Genomic DNA, 19,841 nt, shown 5'->3' with positions numbered 1-19,841 from the left:
GACGTGGCCTCAGGATGGCGTTCCTCGCGCCTCCGCCAGCGGCCAGCGGCCCTCGGCGGAGAAGTTCTTCATCGTCCCCTTGTTGCGGTGCGCCCGGTCGCGGATCTCGGGCAGCAGGGAATAGCAGGTGGCCGGCTGGGCCTTGGCGATCGCGCCGGCGGTGGGGAAGTCGTCCAGGTCGAGGGACCGCGCGCCGGAGATGCGCACTGCCCGGCGCAGCACCATCGCGGCCTCCAGAAGGTCCGGCGCCAGGCGGTCCGCCGCCTGTCTGGGAAGCGCCGTGACCGAGACGCCGTCCAGCACCCCGCCGACGATGGCGCCCTGCTCCACGCGCCAGTCCAGCAGCGGCGCGCCGTCGCGGAACAGCTGGGCGCGGATCGCGCCGTCGGGCCCGGCCTCCACCTCCATGCGGTAGTCCAGCCTGGGCGTCGCCCGCGCCGCGTGGGCGATGGCCAGGGCGACCTGGTCCAGCATGTGGGTGCAGCCCGCGTTGCGCACGGCGGCGGCCAGGCGGGCCCCGGCCTCCAGCGGCTGGCCGGCCAGCGTCTCCAGCGCCCTGGCGGCCATGAAGCAAGTGGCCCAGGGCGTGCGCACGCTCTCGATTTCCACCGCCTGGATGACGCCGCCGTCGTGGCGGACGGCGGTGACGAAATGGTGGAAGTCGTCCTCCATCTCCGCCTGCTGCCGCCCGGGCGCGCCGGTGATGCGCACGCAGCGGCGGTAGGCGCCGCCGGGGCCGCGCCGGGCCCCGGCCCCGGGTTCGGAGACCTCGCCCAGGGCCGTCAACCCGCCTGGAACAGCTTGACGACGTCGCCCGAGGTGACCACCCGGGTGACGCCTTCCTCCACCGGACGCTCGGCGGCGCCGAACGACACCGGCGCGGTGGAGACGCCCTTGGCCGTGGCCGCCGCGCGCAGGGCGCCCACGGTCGCGTCCTTCCTGGCGATGTGCTTGAAGGGGTCGTAATTGAACGCCCGCATGGCGTTCAGGTGGCTGACCTTGTTGATCTCCAGGTCGGTCATCCCCAGCCCGTCGAACGACTTCCACAGCAGTTCGGGGCTTTCCGGCCAGACCGAGTCCGAGTGCGGGTAGTCGCACTCGTAGCAGATCGTATCGACGCCGATGGCGTCGCGGTTCTGCAGGCCGAAGCGGTCGTCGATGAAGCAGGTGTAGAAGTGCTTCCTGAACAGGTCGGACGGCTTCTCGCCGCCGAAGTCGGAATTGGTCCAGGAGTGGTGGCGCCAGTGGACGTAGTCCGCCCGCTCCAGCAGGTAGGGGATCCAGCCGATGCCGCCCTCGGTCAGGGAGATCTTCAGGTTCGGATACTGCTTCAGGGCCGGCAGGTGCAGCCAGTCCGCCGCCCCCATGGCGATGGCGATCGGGAAGGTGGTGGTCCAGACCTCGATCGGCGAATCCATGGAGGTGTGGCTGGGGGCGTTGCCGGTGCCGATGTGGCAGGAGATGGTGACGTCGTGCTCCGCGCAGGCCTTGAAGAACGGCGCCCAGTATTGGTTGTGGATGCTGGGCAGGCCCTTGACCGTCGGGTTGTCGGAGACGCTGACCGCATGGCACCCCTTGGACGCGACGCGCCTGATCTCCGCCACCGTCTCCGCCATGTCCCACAGCGGCAGCACCGCCACCGGGATCATCCGGCCGGGATAGGCGGCGCACCATTCGTCGATGTGCCAGTCGTTGTAGGCCTTCAGGTGCGCCAGGGCCGCCCGCTTGTCCGGGTTGGCCAGGAACACCGAGCCGTCCATGCCGGTGAACGAGCCGAAGCACAACGATCCCAGGATGCCGTTGGCGTTCATGTCGTCGATGCGGTCGTGGATGTCCCAGCAGCCGCGGCGCATGCCGCTCAGCTTGGCGGGCTCGAAGCCGTATTCCTCCAGCGGCCGGCCGGCGACGGCGTTCATGGCCACGTTGCGGATTTTGCGGTCGCCGTACATCCAGTAGTCGGCGTTCGGTTCGCGGATCAGGCGCGGCGCGCTGTCCCGGAAGGCGGCGGGGACGTGGTTCTCGAACACGTCCGGCGGCTCGACCAGGTGGTCATCGACGCTGACCAGGATGAGATCGTTCATCTGCATGGCCGGTTCCTCGCTAAAGGTCTCGATTCCGCCCGTCTTGCGCGGGGCGGCTGAGGCGCACCCAAGAACTGATACACCGTCATTTCACTCTACTCCCTCGGAAATCGCCCGTCCAGCAGAACCTCCGGCCACGCTGGGCGGCGGGCGGCGGACGCAACGCCTGGCGGACGTAGTCGAGGATGGGCGCGAAGCCGGAAAGGTCGATCGCGGCGCGCCGCGTAAAGGGACGAGTCGCCGGGCCGCGGCCGCGCGGCGCTCAAAGCCGTTGCGCGCCCCGGAACAAGAACCTATCGTCTGTCAGCTTTTGGCCCGGCTTGGGCGGCGCAGGGGCTCGGGGCCGCCCGTCGGGGGCGCGGGCGCTTGGCGAACCGCCGCGGCGAGCGTAGAGCCGCGAACAGACAACAGATTTCACGCCATCGGAGGAACATCCTTGACCGGCACACCCAACACTTTCGACCTCACGGGCCAGACCGCGTTCATCACCGGCGCCGGCCAGGGGGTGGGCCGCGGCATCGCCCGGCTCTTCGCGGCGCACGGGGCCGCGGTGGCGGTGAACGACTACTTCCTCGACCGCGCCGAGGCCGTGGCGGACGAGTTGAAAGCCGACGGCGCCAAGGCCTTCGCCGTGCAGGCCGACGTCAGCGACATCGCCGCCGTCAGGGAGGCCTTCGCCAAGACCGAGGCGGCGCTGGGCGCGCCCTCGATCCTGGTGAACAACGCCGGCAACGCCGGGCCGGACGGCTTCGCCTCCGCCTTCCCGCTGTTCTGGGAGACCGAGCCCGAGGACTGGGACCGCTTCTTCCGGGTGAACCTGTTCGGGGTGATGAACTGCTGCCGCGTGGCCGCGCCGGCCATGGTCAAGAAGGAGTACGGCCGCATCGTCACCATCGTCTCCGACGCCGGCCGGGTCGGCGAATCGCGGATGGCCGACTACGCCGCCGCCAAGGCCGGCGCCGCGGGCTTCATGCGCGGCCTGGCCCGCGACGCCGGGCGCTACAACGTCACCGCCAACAACATCGCGCTGGGCACCGTCCGGCCGCCGATGACCGACGAGCAGCGCGAGACCGTGATGTCCTCCGAACGGGTGAAGGCGCAGCTGTCGCGCTACGTCATCCGCCGCTTCGGCCAGCCGGAGGACATCGCCGCGATGGCGCTGTTCCTCTGCTCGCGCGAGGCGAGCTGGGTCACCGGCCAGACCTATCCGGTGAACGGCGGTTACTCGTTCAGCATCTAGGCTCGCCCGACGGGAGTTGTGGCCGGCCGGCCTTTCGCGAATCCAGAATTAAGATTTCTGTCTTAGAGTTGGAACCGACGTAACAGGCCGGAGCCGGCCGGAAGCAACTGCGATGACCGAGACCATTACCGTCAACGAGACGATCACCGTCAACAAGTCGGGCCAGGCGCTCGGCCGCAAGGGCCGGCGGACGCGCGCGAACATCGTCGCCGGCGCCGGCCACCTGCTGCGCGAGACACCGATGGGCAGCCTGACGGTGGCGGCGATCGCCAAGCAGGCCGAGATCTCCGCGCCCACCTTCTACCTCTACTTCGAGGACGTGGGCGAGGTGCTGCTGGCGGTGCTGGAGGACCTCGCCCACGAACTGGACGGCGTGCTCGCCATGCTGAAGACGCCCTGGCCGACCGAGCGCACCTACGCCTGCGCGTTCGAGTTCGTGCAGGCCTATTTCGAGCTGTGGATCAAGCACGGCGCCCTGCTGCGGGCCCGCAACCAGATGGCCGACCAGGGCGACCCCCGGTTCGTGAAGATCCGCTACGGCAACGCCATGCAGTTCGCCGACGCGCTCGGCGAGAAGTTCCGCAACATCCGGCGCATCGATACGGGCGACGTGATCACCGCCGTCAGCCTGTCGGGCGCGATCATCACCGCCCTGGAACGCCTGGCGACGGTGATGGCGCTGGAATCCGACGTCCGCGGAGGCCCGCGCCGGGAAGAAACCAGCCGCGGCGTACGCTGGGGGGAAAACAACCGCGCCCTGGCCCACCTCATCGCCGACATCGTCAATCCGCTGCACCCGGTCGTGCCGTAACCCGCGCCGCAAGCTGACAATCCGCCGGTCCGGCCCGCGCCTGTCGCGCGACCGCGGCGGTTGACAATCCTGCAGAAACGAAGAAGCCTCGGTTTCGTCGATAATGACGTTCCGCAGGTCGCGAAGGTTTCGCGCCTGTGAGCGACGCATAATTACACGTGTTCCGACGACATGGGGGAAACATGGACAATCGCATACTTATTGTGTTGCTGGGCGCCACTGCGCTCACGTCCGCCGTCCCGGCGTTCGCGCAGGGCGCCGGCGAAGGCGCCACGCTCGGCGAAGTGGTCGTCACCGCCCGCCGCACCTCGGAAAACGTCCAGAGCATCCCGGTGACGGTGCAGGCGATCAACGGCGAGGGGCTGCAGAAGTACGCCGTCACCCAGTTCACCGAGGTCACCAAGCTGGCGCCCGGCCTGCAGCTGTCGTTCGCCTCCGGTTCCCGGGGGTCGAACGCCGAGGTGACGCTACGGGGCGTCCGGTGGTCGTCCGCATCCGGCAGCGTGGCGATCCCGATCTACATCAATGAAGTCGCGGTCGACCCGAACTTTGCGCTGTTGAGCCTGTATGACGTCGGCCAGCTGGAAATCCTGCGCGGGCCGCAGGGCACGGCGCGGGGCGCGCCCTCGATCTCGGGCGCCATCACGGTGACGCCGCGGGCGGTGAACCTCAGCGAGTTCGGCGGCTACGCCAGCGCGCTCGTGGGCAATCATGACCACACCAACTTCCAGGGCGCGCTGAACATCCCGATCATCACCGACAAGCTCGGGATCCGGGTGGCCGGGCTGGCCGAGGACAGCCAAGGCAACCGCGTCCACAGCCTGAACAACCGGCTGCCGCCGCACGTCGGCGCCAAGAGCGCCCGCGTCACGGTGTACTACGAGCCGACCGACAACCTGTCGGTCAACCTGTCCTACCAGTACCTGCGCAACATCAACCAGACCTACGACCATGTGGCGGGGACGGGCAGCCCGGGCTTCACCACGCCAGCGGGCGCGACGCCCGGCCAGACCACGCGCGTGCTGCCCCCGAACTACAACGGGCCGCCGATCAGCACGGAGGACTACCTGGCGGTCAACGACCTGCGGTCGGACCTCAAGAGCCGCGCCGACATCTGGATGCTCAACGCCAAATGGGACGTGGCGGGCCATACCCTGCAGTATATCGGCGGCTTTCAGCAGACCAAGTTCAGCGGCCCGAACTCGCAGGACCCGGGCAATAACCTGATCGGCTACGACCCCGCCCAGGGCATCACCGCGACGGGCAAGGAGCTCACCACCCAGGAACTGCGGCTCTCCTCCATTCCCGGCGGCCACATGCTGGATTACGTGGTGGGGGGCTACCTCTACCACAACAAGAGCGAGACCGACCTCTACACCACCTCGTCGTACCTCCCGGGCGCCTTCGGCGCGCCTGGCCTGACGCAGAGCCCCTACGCCAGTCCGGCGGCCGCGGACCGCTATCGCCTGCCGCAGTTTGTGGTCATACCGACCACCCAGATGACCTCTTCGGTCTACGCCAGCGCGACCCTGCACCTGCCCTGGGACACCGAACTGACCGGCGGGATCCGCAAGATCCACGACCACCGCGCGAGCAACAGCATCATCATCATCGGCCCCGGCCTCGGCGTGACCGCGGCCGGGGCCGGCGGCGTCTGCACCGGCGCGGCGGTCAGCCAGGTGTACGGCGCCGGCTACTGCGACCGCATCCTGGTTCAGCAGCTCGCGCCGCTGCAGTTCCCCTCCGACCAGACCCGGACGCCCACGATCTACAACGTCTCGCTCTCGCACAAATTCACGCCGGACCTGCTGGGCTACGTGACCGTCGGCAGCTCCTACCGCACGCCCGGCACGAACATCGGCGTCTTCGTCGCCAGCGAGACGATCCGCTTCCCGCGGCCGGAACGCTCCACCTCCTACGAGGCGGGCCTGAAGACCACCTGGCTGGAGAACCGTGTGCGGCTGAACGCCGACATCTTCCAGATCAACTACAGCGGCCAGCTCGCGCAATTCCCGGGCACCAACTACCGCAACGTGACCACCGGGGCGACCGCCCAGACCTCGCCGGCCTTCTACCAGAACGCCGACAGCCGGGTGCGCGGCTTCGAGGCCGAAGTCGCCTTCGAGCCGGTCCGCAACCTCAACCTGGCCGGCAACGCCGCCTATGCGAAGATCACGTCGAAGGGCGGCCTGGTGCCGTGCAACAACCCGAGCGTGCCCCTGACGGCCACCAACGAGGTCAACTTCTGCACGCAGCCCTCCGGCGTGACGCTCAACACCTCGCCGAAATTCACCGCGACCTTCAACGGCGAGTACGTCGTGCCGATGGACAAGTTCAACGGCTACGCCCGTTTCAACGTGGCCTACCGCGGCAAGAACCCGAACTACGGGTTCCTGGCCAGCGTCCCGGCCTACACCCTGGTGGACCTGTTCGCCGGGGTGCGCGACGCGAGCGGGACCTGGGAGATCGGCGCCTATGTGAAGAACGCCTTCAACAAGAAGGTGGAGCTGACCCGGACGGTGATCACCAGCAACCTGCTGCCGGCGAGCGGCACGACCGCCGCCCAGTTCGGTCAGTCGGGTTATTTCTGGGTGAGCGCGACCATCCCGCGGGAGATCGGCGTTCAGCTGCGGTATGCGTTCGGATCGCACTGAATGCGGCCGGGCCGTGCGCGAGCGCGGCCCGGGTTCTTTTCATGACCCCGAGAAAGGCGGTCCCGGGTGAACCACTCGCCGACCCTCGCCGGCCCGTCCGCCGCGGCCGACGCGGCCGGCCTCACCAGCGGCCAGCGGGCGCGCATGCTGGCCATGCTGACCATCGTCAGCACCTGCAGCCTGATGGACAAGGCGATCATCGGGACGCTGCTCGAACCCATCAAGAACGAGTTCAGGCTGCCCGACCTGCAGATGGGCGTCATCGCGGGGCTGGCCTTCGCCCTGGCCCACGCCGTCGTGGCCATCCCGTTCGGCCGGCTCGCCGACCGGGTGAACCGCCGAAACCTGATCGCCGCCTGTCTCCTGGCGTGGAGCGCCATGACCGCCTTCTGCGGCCTGGCCCAGACCTTCCCGCAGCTCCTGCTGGCGCGGATGGGCGTCGGCGCCGGCGAGGCCGGCGGCCAGTCCGCCTGCCTGTCGGCGGTTTCCGACCTCTATCCCGAAAAGCAGCGGGCGACGGCGATTTCGATCTTCTACCTGTCGTCGCCGATCGGCGGCATGCTGGCCGGCAGCATCGGCGGCCTGGTCGCCGCCGCCTACGGCTGGCGGGCCGCCCTGCTGGTCGCCAGCGCGCCCGGCTTCCTCATGACGGTCGTCTTGCTGCTGCTGGGCCGGGAGCCGCCGCGGGAGAAGATCGCGGCCCGCGACGCCGGCGGCGAGCGCCCGTCCTTCGCCGAGGTGCTCCGCTTCATCCGCGCCCAGCGTGCGCTGCTGCATCTCTTCGCGGGACTGGGGCTGGTCACCTTCACCATCACCGGCCTGGGCGCGTTCGCCGCCTCCTTCTTCATCCGCTACCACGGGATGAGCCTGAAGCAGATCGGCCCGACGCTCGGCGTCGCCGGGGGCGTGATCGGCGTCGCCATGATGCTCGGCAGCGGGTTGGTCGCCGACGGGCTGGGCCGGCGCGACCCGCGCTGGCGGCTGTGGATCGTCTCGCTGACCCTGCTGGCGGCGACGCCGTTCCTGCTGGCCGCCTACACGGTCTCCGGGCCGGCGGCCCTGCCGCTCTACATGACCAACCTGCTGGTGGTGAACGTCTGGATGGGACCGGGCTTCGCCACGTCGCAGAGCTTGACGCCGCCGCGCATGCGCGGGACGGTCGCGGCCATCATGTTCGTGGTCAACGGCCTGTTGGGCTACGGCTTCGGGCCGGTGATCGTCGGCGGCCTCAGCGACGCGCTCGCCGTCCACCTGGGCAAGGAATCCCTGCGCTGGGCGCTGATCATGGTGGCCGGCCTGAACGTCTGGGCCGCCCTGCACTTCTACCTGGCCAGCCGCACCCTGCGCGCCGACCTGGCCCGCCTGCAAGGCGTCGGGGCCTGAGCCGGAAATCGGCGCAGGGTCCCCGTTTTGGGGCTCGCCAGTCCGGCGACGAGCCGCCAGTCTCGGCCTTCCACCGGAGCGGAACCAGCGGGCCGCCCCGCGCCAGGAAGGATGCGCGCATGGACGCCAGACGGACCGCCGGCTTCGCCGCCGGCGAAGCCCAGCCGCTGACCATCGCGCAGCGCAACCTCATGCTGGCGCTGCTCACCATGGTGGGCTTCTGCGGCGCCATCGACCGCTCGATCATCTCCACCGTGCTGGAGCCCATCAAGCACGAGTTCGGCCTGAGCGATTCCCAGCTCGGCATGGCCTCCGGCCTGGCCTTCGCCGTGGCGCACGCCGTAGTGGCCATTCCGCTGGGCATGCTGGCGGACCGGGTCAACCGGCGCAAGCTGATCGCAGTCTGCCTCGTCGGCTGGAGCGCGATGACCGCGCTTTGCGGCCTGGGCCAGAACTTCGCCCAGCTCATTCTGGCCCGCATGGGCGTCGGCGCCGGCGAGGCCGGCGGCCAGGCGGCGACGCTGTCCACGATCTCGGACCTGTTCCCGGCCGAGAAGCGCGCGACGGCGATCTCGATCTACTACCTATCCGGCCCCTTCGGCCTGATGTTCGCCGGCGGGGTCGGCGGCCTGACGGCCGCCACCTACGGCTGGCGCGCCGCGATGCTGGTCGCCGCGGCCCCTGGCGTGGTCCTGGCCCTGCTCCTGCTGCTGGTCGGCAAGGACACGCCGCGGGAGGGGTCACCGCGCCTGGCGCCGAGATCCGACGCCCCCGGCCTCGGCAAAGCGCTACGCTTCATCGCCTCCCAGCGGTCGCTGCTTCACCTGATGGCCGCCCTGGCGATCATCACCCTGGTGGTCACCGGACAGGGGGCGTTCGGCTACGCGTTCTTCATGCGCTACCACCACATGGACCTGCGGGAGCTGGGACCGCTCCTGGGCGTGAGCTCGGGGGCCATCGGCCTCGCCTCGATCCTCACGGCCGGCCTCATCTCCGACCGGCTGGGCCGGCGCGATCCGCGCCTGAGGCTCTGGGTGGTGGTGGCGACCCTCGTGGCCGGCACCCCGATCGTGATGACGAGCTACGTCATCCCGGGACCGCTCGCCTTGCCGCTCTACCTGACCCATGTCCTGCTCCTGAGCGTCTGGCTCGGCCCCGGCATCGCCACCGCCCAGAACCTCGCCCAGCCCCGGATACGCTCGACGGTGGCGTCGATCGTATATGTGGTGAACGGCCTGATCGGCTTCGGCCTCGGGCCGGTGGTGGTTGGCGCCCTGAGCGACGGTCTGGCCGCGCAGCTCGGCGCAGGGTCGCTGCGGGCGGCGCTGCTGGTGGTGACCGCCCTGGGCTTCTGGGCGGCCCTGCACTTCCACCTGGCCACGCGCAGCCTGACGGCCGACCTGGCGCGCGCGGCCGCCTGAAGACCCTGAACGTCAGGCTTGATCGAGGCTGAAGGTGTCGGTCAGGTCCGCGATCGGGTGGGCGTGGCCGAGCTCGTCGGTGAAGCCGTACTCCCGGGCCAGCTCCGCCGTCCAGAAGTGGGCGCCAGACTTGTCCATGATCTTCGGATCGGCGGCCAGCGCCACCACTCCGCGGCCGTTGTAGCGCGGGGTCTCCGGCTCGGCGGGAGGGACCGTGTGGCCGTTCGGCCAGATCGAGGTCACGGCGACGTTATGGTCCTTCAGGTCGAGCGCCATGTCGCGGGTCAGCCGCTCAGTGGCCGACTTCCCCACGCCGTAGACCACGTTGTAGCGGTAGCGCACCGCGCCGCGGCCGCTGACGTTGACGATCAGCGTCGGCCGCCGGTCGCGCCCGGCGGTGTCGATCATCAGCGGGGCGGCGTAGTAGCTGGCGAGGTAGGCCGACTTGGCGCCCAGGTCGACCACCTCGCGCCACAGGTCGGTAGAGGTCTCCCAGAACCGCTTGCCGATGGCGGCGCCGAAGCGCGGCGCGGCGAAGACGCTGTTCACGATCACGTCCAGCCGACCCTGCTCGGCCTTGACCCGGGCGAGGATGTCCGCCAGCGCCTGCTCGTCGGTGCAGTCGCAGGCCACCGCCACCCCGCGCCCGCCGAGCTGCTCGATCTGCTCGACGGTCTCGGTCAGCGACCCCTTGGCGTCGCCCGTCCCGGGTTTGAGCGTCCGGCCGAGCGCGTAGACGAAGGCCCCCGCGGCCCCCAGCTCCACCGCACAGCCCATGCCGACGCCGCGGCTGGCTCCCGCCACCACCGCCACACGTCCTTCCAACGGCCGTTGCGCCATCTCGGACCTCCTCCCATTCGTTATAATAGTTCCTCGACCCATAAGACTGTTGGACATCGTGGCGCAACCGCTTGCGTCGCCGCTGAGCGCCGCGACGACAACCTTCAGGAGGAACGGCCCATGTACGCGATGGTCCTGGACCGGCTGGACGACGACATGCAGATCCGCCCGGCGGACGTGCCCCTGCCCGTCCTGGCCGCCGACGACGTGCTGGTCCGCATGGCCTACGCCAGCGTCAACCCCGCCGACTGGAAGCTTTGCTCCGGCTGGATGCAGCGCTTCGAGGACTTCCGGCCCGGGCGGCCCTTCATCCCCGGCTTCGACGGCGCAGGGATGATCGAGCAGGCGCCGGAGAGCTCCGGCTTCGGCAGGGGCGACCGGGTGTTCGTGCGCGCCAAGCAGATGATCGGCCGTGACGGGACCTTCGCCGAGTTCACCGGGGTGGATCTGGAGGGCGTCGCCAAGGTTCCCGACGGCCTCGGCCTGCCGGCGGCGGCTACGGTCGGCACGGCCGGCCTCACCGCCTGGCAATGCGTCGGTCCCCGCGGCGCGGACCTGCGGCCGGGCCAGACGCTGTTCGTCCAGGGCGGGTCCGGCGGCACGGGCAGCTTCGCCGTGCAGTTCGCCAAGGAGCTGGGCGCCCGGGTGGCGGCGAGCTGCAGCACGGCCAACGTCTCCTACCTGCAGGGACTGGGCGTGGACCTGGCCGTCGACTACCGCCAGGGCGACGCGGCCGAACGGCTGCGGGCCTGGGCGCCGCAGGGGGTGGACGCCTTCATCGACCTCTTCAACCTCGGAAGCTCCGGCGACCCGCTGGCGCTGCTGAAGCCGGGCGGCGTGTTCGTCGGCGTCGAGACCCTCGACGCCTCGGCGCGTACCCGCGCCGCGCAGGACGGCGCCGCGCGCGGCGTGCGCGTCACACAGCTGGTCGCCTCGCGGCCCGACGGCCCGGCGGACATGCCCCGGATCGGCGCCCTGATGGCCTCCGGCCGGGTGAAGGCGCCGCAGCTGGAGATCCTGCCCCTCGACCGGGCCGGCGAGGCGCTCAGGCGCCTGCGCAGCGGCCACACCCGCGGCAAGATCCTGCTGGCCATCGACAAAAGCCTCGCCTGACGCAGTCCCCGTATGGCGATTGACGCCGCTGCGCCCCCCTCGGCAAATGGAGCGGAAGGAACGCGCGCCGCCTCGCAGGATCGGGCCTGGGCAGCGCCACATCGGCCCGCCGGGGCCGGGACAGGCAGATCGATATGAACACCTCCGTGCACGATCCGCGCTGAACGACAGGAGACGTCCGCCATGAAGCGCCAGGACAAGTTCGTCGCCGTCGACTGCGAGACCCTCGAATGGGCCGGGGTCTCCCGTCCGGGCGACCCGGCCGGCGCGCCGGCCATCCGCTACCGCACCGTGATGCGGGGCGGCGGCGGCCTGCCCGCCGTCTTCATGACCGAGTACGAACCGCACCACGTGGAGCCGCGCCATCGCCATCCGGAGGACGAGGTGCTGTCGATCTTCTCCGGCGAACTGGAGGTGGACGGCAAGACCCATCGGGCGCCCGCCGTACTGTTCGTCGGCCGCGGCACGCTCTACGGCCCGCTCACCGCGGGGCCGGACGGCGCCGGGTTCTTCCGGGTCGCCTACACCCAGGCGATGCTGGCCGGGCCCGCCGAAGCCTGACCGCAAAAGGGGGGAGCCGGCATGAAGATCTCGTTCCAGACCTACAAGGTGCAGGAGTGGTTCGGCGGCGACATCATGGGCGTCGTCGAGCTGGCCCGGCGCGCCGACGAGCTGGGCGTCCACCAGGTCAACATGGTGGAGCACATCCTGATGGGGACCGACTTCTCCAACTACCCGTACGGCGATTTCGGGGTCGGGCCGGAATACCCCTGGTTCGAGACCATCTCGGTGCTCTCCGCCATCGCCGCGGTGACCCGGAACATCCGGCTCTCCACCGGGGTGATGATCTCGCCGCTGCGCCCGGCGCCGCTGCTGGCCAAGCAGCTCGCCACCCTGGACAACCTCTCCCGCGGGCGGGTGGACATCGGTATCGGCCCGGGCTGGCAGCGGGCGGAGTACGACGCCGCGTCCATCCCCTGGGAGCGGCGGTTCAGCCGGATGACCGACCAGCTGCGGGCCTGCAAGGCGCTGTGGACCCAGGCGCCGGCCAGCCACCACGGCGAGTTCTATTCTTTCGACAACGTCTATTCGACGCCGTTCCCCGTGCAGCCGGGCGGCGTGCCGATCTGGTTCGGCTTCGCGCTGAACGACCGTAACCTCGACCGCATCGCCGAGCTGGGCGACGGCTGGCTGCCGGCGCGGGAGACGCCGGCCCAGATGGCCGAGGGGATCAGGCGCATCAAGGACGCCATGGCCGCCAAGGGACGCGACCCCGACAGGCTGCAGGTGCGGGCCGGCCTGCACGGGCCGCCGGGGCGCAGGAGCGACCTCAACGCCGCCCTGGACCGCATTCCGGAGTTGGCCGCGGCGGGCGCCACCGTCGTGGAGATCTCCCCCGCGGCGTTCTGCAAGAGCCCGGAGCAGGCGGAGGATCTGTTCAAGGCGGCGGTCGCCGCCGGAGCCGAGGCCGATGACACCTTGACGCCGCGCCCTTCTCAAGCGTGAAGGTCTAGCAACCGGCCAGTCGCGCAGGATCTGGGAGTGGAGTGTTGACGAGTTCTTCGATCAGCGGCGGCGTGGCCCCCTCGGTCACCGTCACCGGCTTACCCGGCCTGCCGCTGTTCCAGCCGGGCGACGACCTGGCCGGCGCCATCGCCGACGGCGTCGCCGCGGCCGGCCTTGGGCTGCAGGACGGCGACGTCCTGGTGGTGGCCCAGAAGGTGGTCTCCAAGGTCGAGGGCCGGCTGGTGGCCCTGGCCGGCGTCGAGCCCGGCGCCAGTGCGCGCGCGGCCGCAGCCAAGGCGGACAAGGACCCCGCCGTGCTGCAGCTCGTCGAGCAGGAGTCCTCCGAGATCATGCGTGTGGCGCCCGGCGTGGTGATCGTCCGCCACCGCTCCGGCCAGGTGCTGGCCAACGCCGGCATCGACGCCTCCAACATCTCCCACGAGGGCGGCGAACGGGTGCTGCTCTGGCCCGCCGACCCGGACGCCAGCGCCGCCCGCCTGCGCCGGGCGCTGGAGGCCCGCTTCGGGATCAAGCTGGCGGTGATCGTCAGCGACAGCCTGGGCCGCGCCTGGCGCATGGGCACCACCGGCACGGCGATCGGGGTCTCGGGCCTGCGCCCGATCCGCGACCGGCGGGGCGAGACCGATCTGTTCGGGCGCACCCTGATCGCCACCGTCATCGGCGTGGCCGACGAGATCGCCGCCGCCGCCTCCCTGGTGATGGGCGAGGCCACCGAGGGGCTGCCGGCCGCCATCGTCCGCGGCGCGACCTATGTCCGCGACGAGACGGCGGGCGTGGGCGAGATCGTCCGGCCGCTGGCGCAGGACCTGTTCCGTTGAGCCATGTGATCGCGCTGTGCGGCGGGGTTGGCGGCGCCAAGCTGGCGTTCGGCCTGGCCCGCGCGGTCGCGCCGCAGGACCTGACCATCGTCGTCAACACCGGCGACGACTTTGAGCACCTGGGACTCAGCGTCTCCCCCGACATCGACACCGTGCTCTACACCCTCTCCGGCCTCTCCGACCGCGAGCGCGGCTGGGGCCGGACGGGGGAGACCTGGGGCTTCATGTCGGCCCTGCGCCAGCTCGGCGGCGAGGACTGGTTCAATCTCGGCGACCGTGACCTGGCCATGCACGTGGAGCGCTCCTGGCGGCTGCGCGCCGGGGAGAGCCTGTCGCAGGTCACCGCCCGCACGGCGCGGACCCTGGGGATCGGCACGGCGATCGTCCCCATGTCCGACGCCCCGGTCCGCACCGTCGTCGAGACCGCCCAGGGGCCGCTCAGCTTCCAGCGCTACTTCGTCGAGGCCCGCGCCGAGCCGCGGGCCCGCGCCATCCGCTTCGAAGGCGCCGAGGCCGCCCGCCCCTCGCCGGCCTTCGCAGCGGCGCTCGACCGCCGCGACGTCGCCGCCGTCGTCGTCTGCCCCTCCAACCCCTACCTGAGCGTCGATCCGATCCTGGCCGTCCCCGGCGTGCGCGACCGGCTGGCCGCGCTGGGGGCGCCGGTCGTCGCCGTCTCGCCGATCATCGCCGGCCAGGCGCTGAAGGGGCCAGCCGCCAAGCTGATGGCCGAGCTGGGCGCAGAACCCGGGGTGCTCGCCGTGGCCCGGCACTACCGGGGCCTGGCGACCGGCCTGGTCATCGACCAGGCCGACGCAGGCGATGCGGCCGCCTTGCGCGCGATGGGCGTGACGCCACATGTCACAGGGACGATAATGCATTCCGACGAGGATCGGACCCGGCTGGCGCAGGAGACGCTGCGGTTCGCCGCGGACTTGTCGGCCCCGCCGCGGGCGGTCGCGGCGCACGGAGGCCCTTGATGGCGGAGGTGTTGATCGCGGTGCGCGGGGGTCGCGACGCCAAGTCGCGGTGCTGCGAGTTCGTCGACGCGCAGGACCGCGCCGCCTTCGTGGAGGCGATGCTGACCGACATGCTGCGCGCCATCGCCCGCGCGGGCGCCATCACCGCGGTGCATGTGGTCACGCCCACGCCGGAGATCGCCGACCTCGCCCGCCGCTTCGGGGCCAACGCGCTGCTGGAGACCCGCGCCGCCGGGGTCAACGCCGCCTTCCACGTCGGCCGCCGGCACGTGGCCGCGCGCGATCCCGGGGCCGCCGTCGTCCTGCTGCCCGGCGACCTGCCGGGGCTGGAGCCCGCGGAGCTGGACGCGGTGGCCGCGCGCCACGCGCCGGGCCGCATCGTCATGGTCCGCGCCGCCCAGGACGGCGGCACCGGGGCGCTGGCGTTCGAGGCCCGCGTCGACCTGCCCCTGGCCTACGGCCCGCAGAGTTTCGAGCGCCACCTGGCGCTGGCCCGCGCCGCCGGGCTGCAGCCGCTGATCGCCGAGGCCCCCAGCCTCGCCCACGACCTCGACCGGCCAGGCGACCTGCGCGCCTGGCTGGCCCACCGCCCGAACGGCGCCACCGCTCAACTGATGTCGCGCCTCGCCGCCCCAACCGGAACCGCCGCATGACCCTTGACCCCGCCGACCGGCGCCTCGCCGACAGGCTGCTTTCCGCGCCGACGGACGAGCTGGCCGCCGCCGCCCGCGCCAAGCGCGACGCCGACGCGGGCCGGCTGCTCACCTACTCCCGCAAGGTGTTCATCCCGCTGACCCAGCTGTGCCGGGACGTCTGCCATTACTGCACCTTTGCCCATCCGCCGCGCCCTGGCGAGCCCGCCTATCTGAGCGCCGATCAAGTGCTGGAGATCGCTCGCGCTGGCGCGCGCGCCGGCTGCCGCGAGGCATTGTTCACGTTGGGCGACAAGCCCGAATTGCGGTATGGCGCGGCCCGCGAGGCGCTGGCGCGGCTCGGTCACGAGACCACGCTGTCCTATCTTGCGGAGATGGCGGGGCTGGTGCTGCGCGAGACCGGGCTGTTGCCACATCTCAACCCCGGGGTCATGACCCGCGCCGACATCGACCGGCTGCGCACCGTGTCGGTCTCTCAAGGGATCATGCTGGAGAGCGCCTCGGAGCGGCTGCGCCGCCGCGGCGGGCCACATTTTGGCTCACCCGACAAGGACCCCGTGCTCCGTCTCGAGACGGTGCGAGTCGCGGGCGAAGCGGCGGTGCCGTTCACCACCGGGATTCTGATCGGCATCGGCGAGACCCGGCGCGAGCGCATCGAGGCGTTGCTGGCGCTGCGCGACCTGCACGACTGCCACGGACATTTGCAGGAAATTATTATCCAGAACTTCCGGGCGAAGCCGGGTACGCGTATGGCGCAAGCGCCCGAGCCCAATCTCGACGACCACCTCTGGACGATCGCCGTCGCGCGGCTGATCTTCGGGCCGGAGATGAACATTCAGGCGCCGCCCAATCTGAACCCCGGCGCGCTCGCCGAGATGGTCGCTGCTGGCATCAACGATTGGGGCGGCGTCTCCCCGGTCACCCCCGATCACGTCAACCCAGAGAGGCCGTGGCCGACGCTCGACCGGCTGGCCGAGCAGACCGCCGCAGCCGGCAAATTTCTGGTCGAGCGTCTTGCGATCTACCCGACATATGCGCGCGACGTGGAGCGTTGGGTCGACCCAGCTCTCCGCACTGCGGCGCTTCGCGCAATCGATGCTCAAGGGTTCGCGCGTGCCGATGATTGGGTGCCCGGCGCCGGTATCGAATCACCAGTAGCCCCTCACCCCGGCCCTCTCCCCGCAAGCGGGGCGAGGGAGGAGGCAGCGAAAGGCTCCTCGCCCCGCTTCAGCGGGGAGAGGGAGGGGCCCGCGAAGCGGGAGGGTGAGGGGCAGCTCGCCGGGATCCTGGACCGGATATCGGCTGGAGAGATGCTCGGCGAGGCTGATATCGTGCAGCTCTTCAGGGCGCGCGGGTCGGAATTCGATAGAGTTTGCCGGGCAGCCGACGAGCTGCGGCAACGGGTAAACGGCGACACGGTGAGCTATGTCGTGACCCGCAACATCAACTATACCAATGTCTGCTATTTCCGCTGCCAGTTCTGCGCGTTTTCCAAGGGCAAGCTCACCGAAAACCTCCGCGGCCGGCCCTATGACCTCGACCTCCCTGAGATCCGGCGGCGGGTCGAGGAAGCCTGGGACCGCGGCGCCACCGAAGTCTGCATGCAAGGCGGGATCCACCCGGAATATACCGGCGCCACCTATCTGAGGATTTGCCGTGCGATCAAAGAGGCGGTGCCCGACATCCACATCCACGCCTTCTCGCCACTCGAAATCTGGCAAGGCGCCAAGACCCTCGGCCGCACGCTCCCCGATTTCCTGCGCGAACTGAAGGCGGCGGGGTTGAGCTCCCTGCCTGGCACTGCAGCCGAGATCCTCGACGACGAGGTCCGCGCCGTGATCTGCCCGGACAAGATCAAGACCGGCCAATGGCTCGAAGTCATGGAAACCGCCCATGCGGTCGGGCTGCGCAGCACCGTCACGATCATGTACGGGCATGTCGACCACTACGAGCACTGGGCGCGCCACCTCTTGCGGATCCGCGCATTGCAGTCCCGCACGGGCGGCTTCACCGAGTTCGTGCCGTTGCCCTTTGTGCCAATGGAGACGCCGATATACCTGAAGGGCCGCGCCCGTCGCGGCCCGACCTATCGCGAGGCGGTGCTGATGCACGCCGTCTCGCGCCTCGTGCTTCACCCGGTCATCACCAACATCCAGACCTCATGGGTCAAGATGGGCGCCGGCGGCGCCGCCGCGTGTCTGGCGGCGGGTGCCAACGATCTCGGCGGCACCTTGATGAACGAGAGCATTACCCGCGCCGCCGGCGCGGTGCACGGCCAGGAGATGCCGCCCGAAAACATGGAGGCGCTGATCCGCTCTTTGGGGCGAGGTCCGCGCCAGCGCACCACGCTCTATGCCGACGCCCCGGCCGAGCGGAAAGCCGCCTCGTTCGGCGCCCCCGAGCTAACGGAGCCGGTCAACACGCCGGCTCGACGCTATGAGCGGCAGCCGCAGAGCGCCGCCGCTGATTAAAATTTCGGGGAGGGACGACATGGAGATCGAGGCCGCCGTCTTTCGCAGAGTTCAGGAGCCGCTGACGATCGAGGCGGTGGAGATCGACAAGCCGTGGGGTCGCGAGGTGCTGGTTCGCACGGCGGCCACCGGCGTCTGCCATAGCGACCTGCACGTCGTCGACGGCGTCGGGAGGTTCCCGCTCGACCGGCCGATCGTGCTCGGCCATGAGGGCGCAGGTGTCGTCGAGGCGGTCGGCGCGGATGTGACCACGGTCAAACCGGGGGATCACGTGGTCGCGTGCCTTTCGGGTTTTTGCGGCAATTGTCCGCAATGTCTTTCGGGGCATCCGAATTTGTGCACCGGCGGCATCGTCACGCGGCCCGACAATGCGGCCCCGCGGCTGTCGCAGAAGGGTCAGCCGCTGCGCCAGTTCATCGGCATCTCCAGCTATGCCGAAAAAATGCTGTTGCACGAGAATTCGCTGGTGAAGATCGACCCCGAATTGCCGCTCGACCGCGCGGCGCTGGTCGGCTGCGGTGTCTTGACCGGCGTCGGCGCGGCATTGCGCAGCTCGGGGCTCGAAGCGGGGCAGACCGTGGCGGTCTTCGGCTGCGGCGGTGTCGGATTGTCGATCATCCAGGGCGCGCGGATCGGCGGCGCCCGCCAGATCATCGGCGTCGACATGTTCGAATCGAAGCGCGAAATGGCGGTGCGCGCCGGCGCGACCGATTTTGTCAACAGTGCCGAGGACGACCCCGTCAAGGCCGTGCGCGCACTGACTGGCGGCGCCGGCGTCGACCACGCCTTCGAGGCGGTCGGCAACGCCAAGCTGGTGCGGCAGGCGATCGAGAGCCTCGCGATCCGCGGCACCGCGACGATCGTCGGCGTATTGCCGCCCGACGCGATGATCGAGTTCCCGTGGATGGCGATCCGCCCGGAGTGCAAGGTGCAGACTTCGCGCATGGGCTCCAACCGCTTCCGCTACGACATCCCGCTCTATCTCGATTTCTACCGCCAGGGCCGCCTCAAGCTCGACGACATGGTCACCAAGCGCGGCCATCTCGGCGACATCAACGAAGCCTTCCGCGCAATGAAAGCGGGCGAAGTCGCCCGCACCGTGCTGACCTTCGATTAGCGATTACGGGATACGCCAGCCGGCTTTAGCGGCAAAGCTCTCGAAGAAGTCGAGATCGTAGGCGCGCTCCGGGGACTGCCGGACCAAATCGTCGATTTGATGCGCGTCGTTGCCGACCAGGATGCGCCAGTTGTCGGCCTTGACCCCGTCGAGAATGATTGTCGCCGCCTCGGCCGCGCTCGTCGGCGCGTCCTCGCGAAAGCGGCGCTCGCGCTCGGCCACCATCTTGCGAATGTCGTCATCCGACAGGCTGGAGACATCGCGGCCCATCGACGCGATGCGCGCCCGGGCTTGCGCGATCTGCCTCGCATCGATCTCGTCGGACAAGTTGCCGCTTTGAACCTTGCGCGAGTTGAGCGGGATCGAGGTGCCGATATGGCCGGGCATGACGACCGAGCATTTGATGTGTGGCGCGTTGATCTTGAGATCGGTGATCAGCGCCTCGGTGAAGCCCTTCACCGCAAACTTTGCCGCCGAATAGGCGGTATGCGGTAGACGCGGCCCGACCGACGCCCAGAAACCATTGACGCTGCTGGTATTGACGATGTGGCCCTCTTCCGCTTTCAGCATCATCGGCAGGAAGGCGCGAGTGCAGTTGTAGACCCCGCCCCAGCACACATTGAACGTCTTTTCCCACTCCTCGCGGCTATGGGCGAACATGCTGCCGCCGCCGCCGATACCGGCATTGTTGAAGAGGAGGTGGATCTTGTCTGTGCCGTGACGCTCGGAGACCTC

17 protein-coding genes are annotated in these 19,841 nt (G+C 69.9%); 13 read left to right on the top strand and 4 right to left on the bottom strand.

Annotated elements, in window-relative coordinates:
• Nucleotides 1-9: 9 nt before the first annotated feature.
• The gene (locus VGL30_RS13620) at nucleotides 10-786 is read right to left on the bottom strand and encodes a DUF2889 domain-containing protein (RefSeq protein WP_331540546.1); all 777 of its coding nucleotides are present in this window, start codon (nucleotides 784-786) and stop codon (nucleotides 10-12) included.
• The gene (locus VGL30_RS13615) at nucleotides 783-2,081 is read right to left on the bottom strand and encodes an amidohydrolase family protein (RefSeq protein WP_331540545.1); all 1,299 of its coding nucleotides are present in this window, start codon (nucleotides 2,079-2,081) and stop codon (nucleotides 783-785) included. Before VGL30_RS13615 ends, VGL30_RS13620 begins: the two co-directional genes overlap by 4 nt.
• Nucleotides 2,082-2,517: 436 nt before the next feature.
• Here VGL30_RS13615 and VGL30_RS13610 point away from each other — a divergent pair, with 436 nt between their 5' ends.
• From VGL30_RS13610 to VGL30_RS13590, 5 genes are all read left to right on the top strand, one after another.
• Nucleotides 2,518-3,321, top strand: a complete 804-nt coding sequence (locus VGL30_RS13610) for an SDR family NAD(P)-dependent oxidoreductase (protein ID WP_331540544.1) — start codon at nucleotides 2,518-2,520, stop codon at nucleotides 3,319-3,321.
• A 112-nt stretch (nucleotides 3,322-3,433) separates the two neighbouring features.
• Complete coding sequence (locus tag VGL30_RS13605) at nucleotides 3,434-4,132, top strand: TetR/AcrR family transcriptional regulator (protein ID WP_331540543.1); 699 nt, start codon at nucleotides 3,434-3,436, stop codon at nucleotides 4,130-4,132.
• 206 nt (nucleotides 4,133-4,338) lie between these two features.
• Nucleotides 4,339-6,786, top strand: a complete 2,448-nt coding sequence (locus VGL30_RS13600) for a TonB-dependent receptor (RefSeq protein ID WP_331540542.1) — start codon at nucleotides 4,339-4,341, stop codon at nucleotides 6,784-6,786.
• A gap of 66 nt (nucleotides 6,787-6,852) precedes the next feature.
• A complete protein-coding gene (locus VGL30_RS13595; protein WP_331540541.1) occupies nucleotides 6,853-8,169 on the top strand; it encodes an MFS transporter in 1,317 nt (438 codons plus the stop codon).
• Nucleotides 8,170-8,288: 119 nt separating this feature from the next.
• A complete protein-coding gene (locus tag VGL30_RS13590) occupies nucleotides 8,289-9,590 on the top strand; it encodes an MFS transporter (protein ID WP_331540540.1) in 1,302 nt (433 codons plus the stop codon).
• A 12-nt stretch (nucleotides 9,591-9,602) separates the two neighbouring features.
• On the opposite strand, the gene VGL30_RS13585 is transcribed toward VGL30_RS13590, so the two are convergent.
• Entirely contained in the window at nucleotides 9,603-10,430 is an 828-nt protein-coding gene (locus tag VGL30_RS13585) for an SDR family NAD(P)-dependent oxidoreductase (RefSeq protein ID WP_331540539.1), read from the bottom strand.
• Nucleotides 10,431-10,550: 120 nt separating this feature from the next.
• Between VGL30_RS13585 and VGL30_RS13580 the strand changes: the two genes are divergently transcribed.
• The 8 genes from VGL30_RS13580 to VGL30_RS13545 all read left to right on the top strand — a co-directional run bounded on the left by VGL30_RS13580 (nucleotide 10,551) and on the right by VGL30_RS13545 (nucleotide 19,106).
• Complete coding sequence (locus VGL30_RS13580; RefSeq protein WP_331540538.1) at nucleotides 10,551-11,543, top strand: NADP-dependent oxidoreductase; 993 nt, start codon at nucleotides 10,551-10,553, stop codon at nucleotides 11,541-11,543.
• 183 nt (nucleotides 11,544-11,726) lie between these two features.
• Nucleotides 11,727-12,104, top strand: coding sequence for a hypothetical protein (locus tag VGL30_RS13575; RefSeq protein WP_331540537.1), 378 nt, complete (start codon nucleotides 11,727-11,729; stop codon nucleotides 12,102-12,104).
• Between the two features lie 21 nt (nucleotides 12,105-12,125).
• Nucleotides 12,126-13,049 (top strand): TIGR03619 family F420-dependent LLM class oxidoreductase, encoded by a 924-nt coding sequence (locus VGL30_RS13570; protein WP_331540536.1) that lies wholly within the window; start codon nucleotides 12,126-12,128, stop codon nucleotides 13,047-13,049.
• A gap of 44 nt (nucleotides 13,050-13,093) precedes the next feature.
• Nucleotides 13,094-13,888 carry a coenzyme F420-0:L-glutamate ligase gene (cofE, locus tag VGL30_RS13565; RefSeq protein ID WP_331540535.1) on the top strand — a complete coding sequence of 265 codons (795 nt, stop codon included), beginning with the start codon at nucleotides 13,094-13,096 and terminating at the stop codon, nucleotides 13,886-13,888.
• 5 nt (nucleotides 13,889-13,893) lie between these two features.
• A complete protein-coding gene (gene cofD, locus VGL30_RS13560) occupies nucleotides 13,894-14,865 on the top strand; it encodes a 2-phospho-L-lactate transferase (RefSeq protein ID WP_331540643.1) in 972 nt (323 codons plus the stop codon).
• The gene (cofC, locus tag VGL30_RS13555; RefSeq protein WP_331540534.1) at nucleotides 14,865-15,518 is read left to right on the top strand and encodes a 2-phospho-L-lactate guanylyltransferase; all 654 of its coding nucleotides are present in this window, start codon (nucleotides 14,865-14,867) and stop codon (nucleotides 15,516-15,518) included. The genes cofD and cofC overlap by 1 nt, the downstream gene beginning before the upstream one ends.
• Nucleotides 15,515-17,989, top strand: a complete 2,475-nt coding sequence (locus VGL30_RS13550; RefSeq protein WP_331540533.1) for a bifunctional FO biosynthesis protein CofGH — start codon at nucleotides 15,515-15,517, stop codon at nucleotides 17,987-17,989. Before cofC ends, VGL30_RS13550 begins: the two co-directional genes overlap by 4 nt.
• A 19-nt stretch (nucleotides 17,990-18,008) precedes the next feature.
• Nucleotides 18,009-19,106, top strand: coding sequence for a Zn-dependent alcohol dehydrogenase (locus tag VGL30_RS13545; protein ID WP_331540532.1), 1,098 nt, complete (start codon nucleotides 18,009-18,011; stop codon nucleotides 19,104-19,106).
• Between the two features lie 3 nt (nucleotides 19,107-19,109).
• Here VGL30_RS13545 and VGL30_RS13540 read toward each other — a convergent pair.
• On the bottom strand, nucleotides 19,110-19,841 hold a 732-nt coding region (locus tag VGL30_RS13540; protein ID WP_331540531.1), incomplete at its 5' end, for an SDR family oxidoreductase.

It is taken from the genome of Phenylobacterium sp., from assembly GCF_036502675.1.
Lineage (GTDB): Bacteria > Pseudomonadota > Alphaproteobacteria > Caulobacterales > Caulobacteraceae > Phenylobacterium.
The sequence above is the reverse complement of the archived record's forward strand: the minus strand, read 5'-3'. Positions and strand labels throughout refer to the sequence as shown.

Bases quoted from the DNA above. Each gene is read 5' to 3' on its own strand.
- VGL30_RS13615 (WP_331540545.1), bottom strand. From the start codon at position 2,081: ATGAACGATCTCATCCTGGTCAGCGTCGATGACCACCTGGTCGAGCCG.
- VGL30_RS13605 (WP_331540543.1), top strand. From the start codon at position 3,434: ATGACCGAGACCATTACCGTCAACGAGACGATCACCGTCAACAAGTCG.
- VGL30_RS13590 (WP_331540540.1), top strand. From the start codon at position 8,289: ATGGACGCCAGACGGACCGCCGGCTTCGCCGCCGGCGAAGCCCAGCCG.
- VGL30_RS13585 (WP_331540539.1), bottom strand. From the start codon at position 10,430: ATGGCGCAACGGCCGTTGGAAGGACGTGTGGCGGTGGTGGCGGGAGCC.
- VGL30_RS13580 (WP_331540538.1), top strand. From the start codon at position 10,551: ATGTACGCGATGGTCCTGGACCGGCTGGACGACGACATGCAGATCCGC.
- VGL30_RS13575 (WP_331540537.1), top strand. From the start codon at position 11,727: ATGAAGCGCCAGGACAAGTTCGTCGCCGTCGACTGCGAGACCCTCGAA.
- VGL30_RS13570 (WP_331540536.1), top strand. From the start codon at position 12,126: ATGAAGATCTCGTTCCAGACCTACAAGGTGCAGGAGTGGTTCGGCGGC.
- cofC (WP_331540534.1), top strand. From the start codon at position 14,865: ATGGCGGAGGTGTTGATCGCGGTGCGCGGGGGTCGCGACGCCAAGTCG.
- VGL30_RS13550 (WP_331540533.1), top strand. From the start codon at position 15,515: ATGACCCTTGACCCCGCCGACCGGCGCCTCGCCGACAGGCTGCTTTCC.
- VGL30_RS13545 (WP_331540532.1), top strand. From the start codon at position 18,009: ATGGAGATCGAGGCCGCCGTCTTTCGCAGAGTTCAGGAGCCGCTGACG.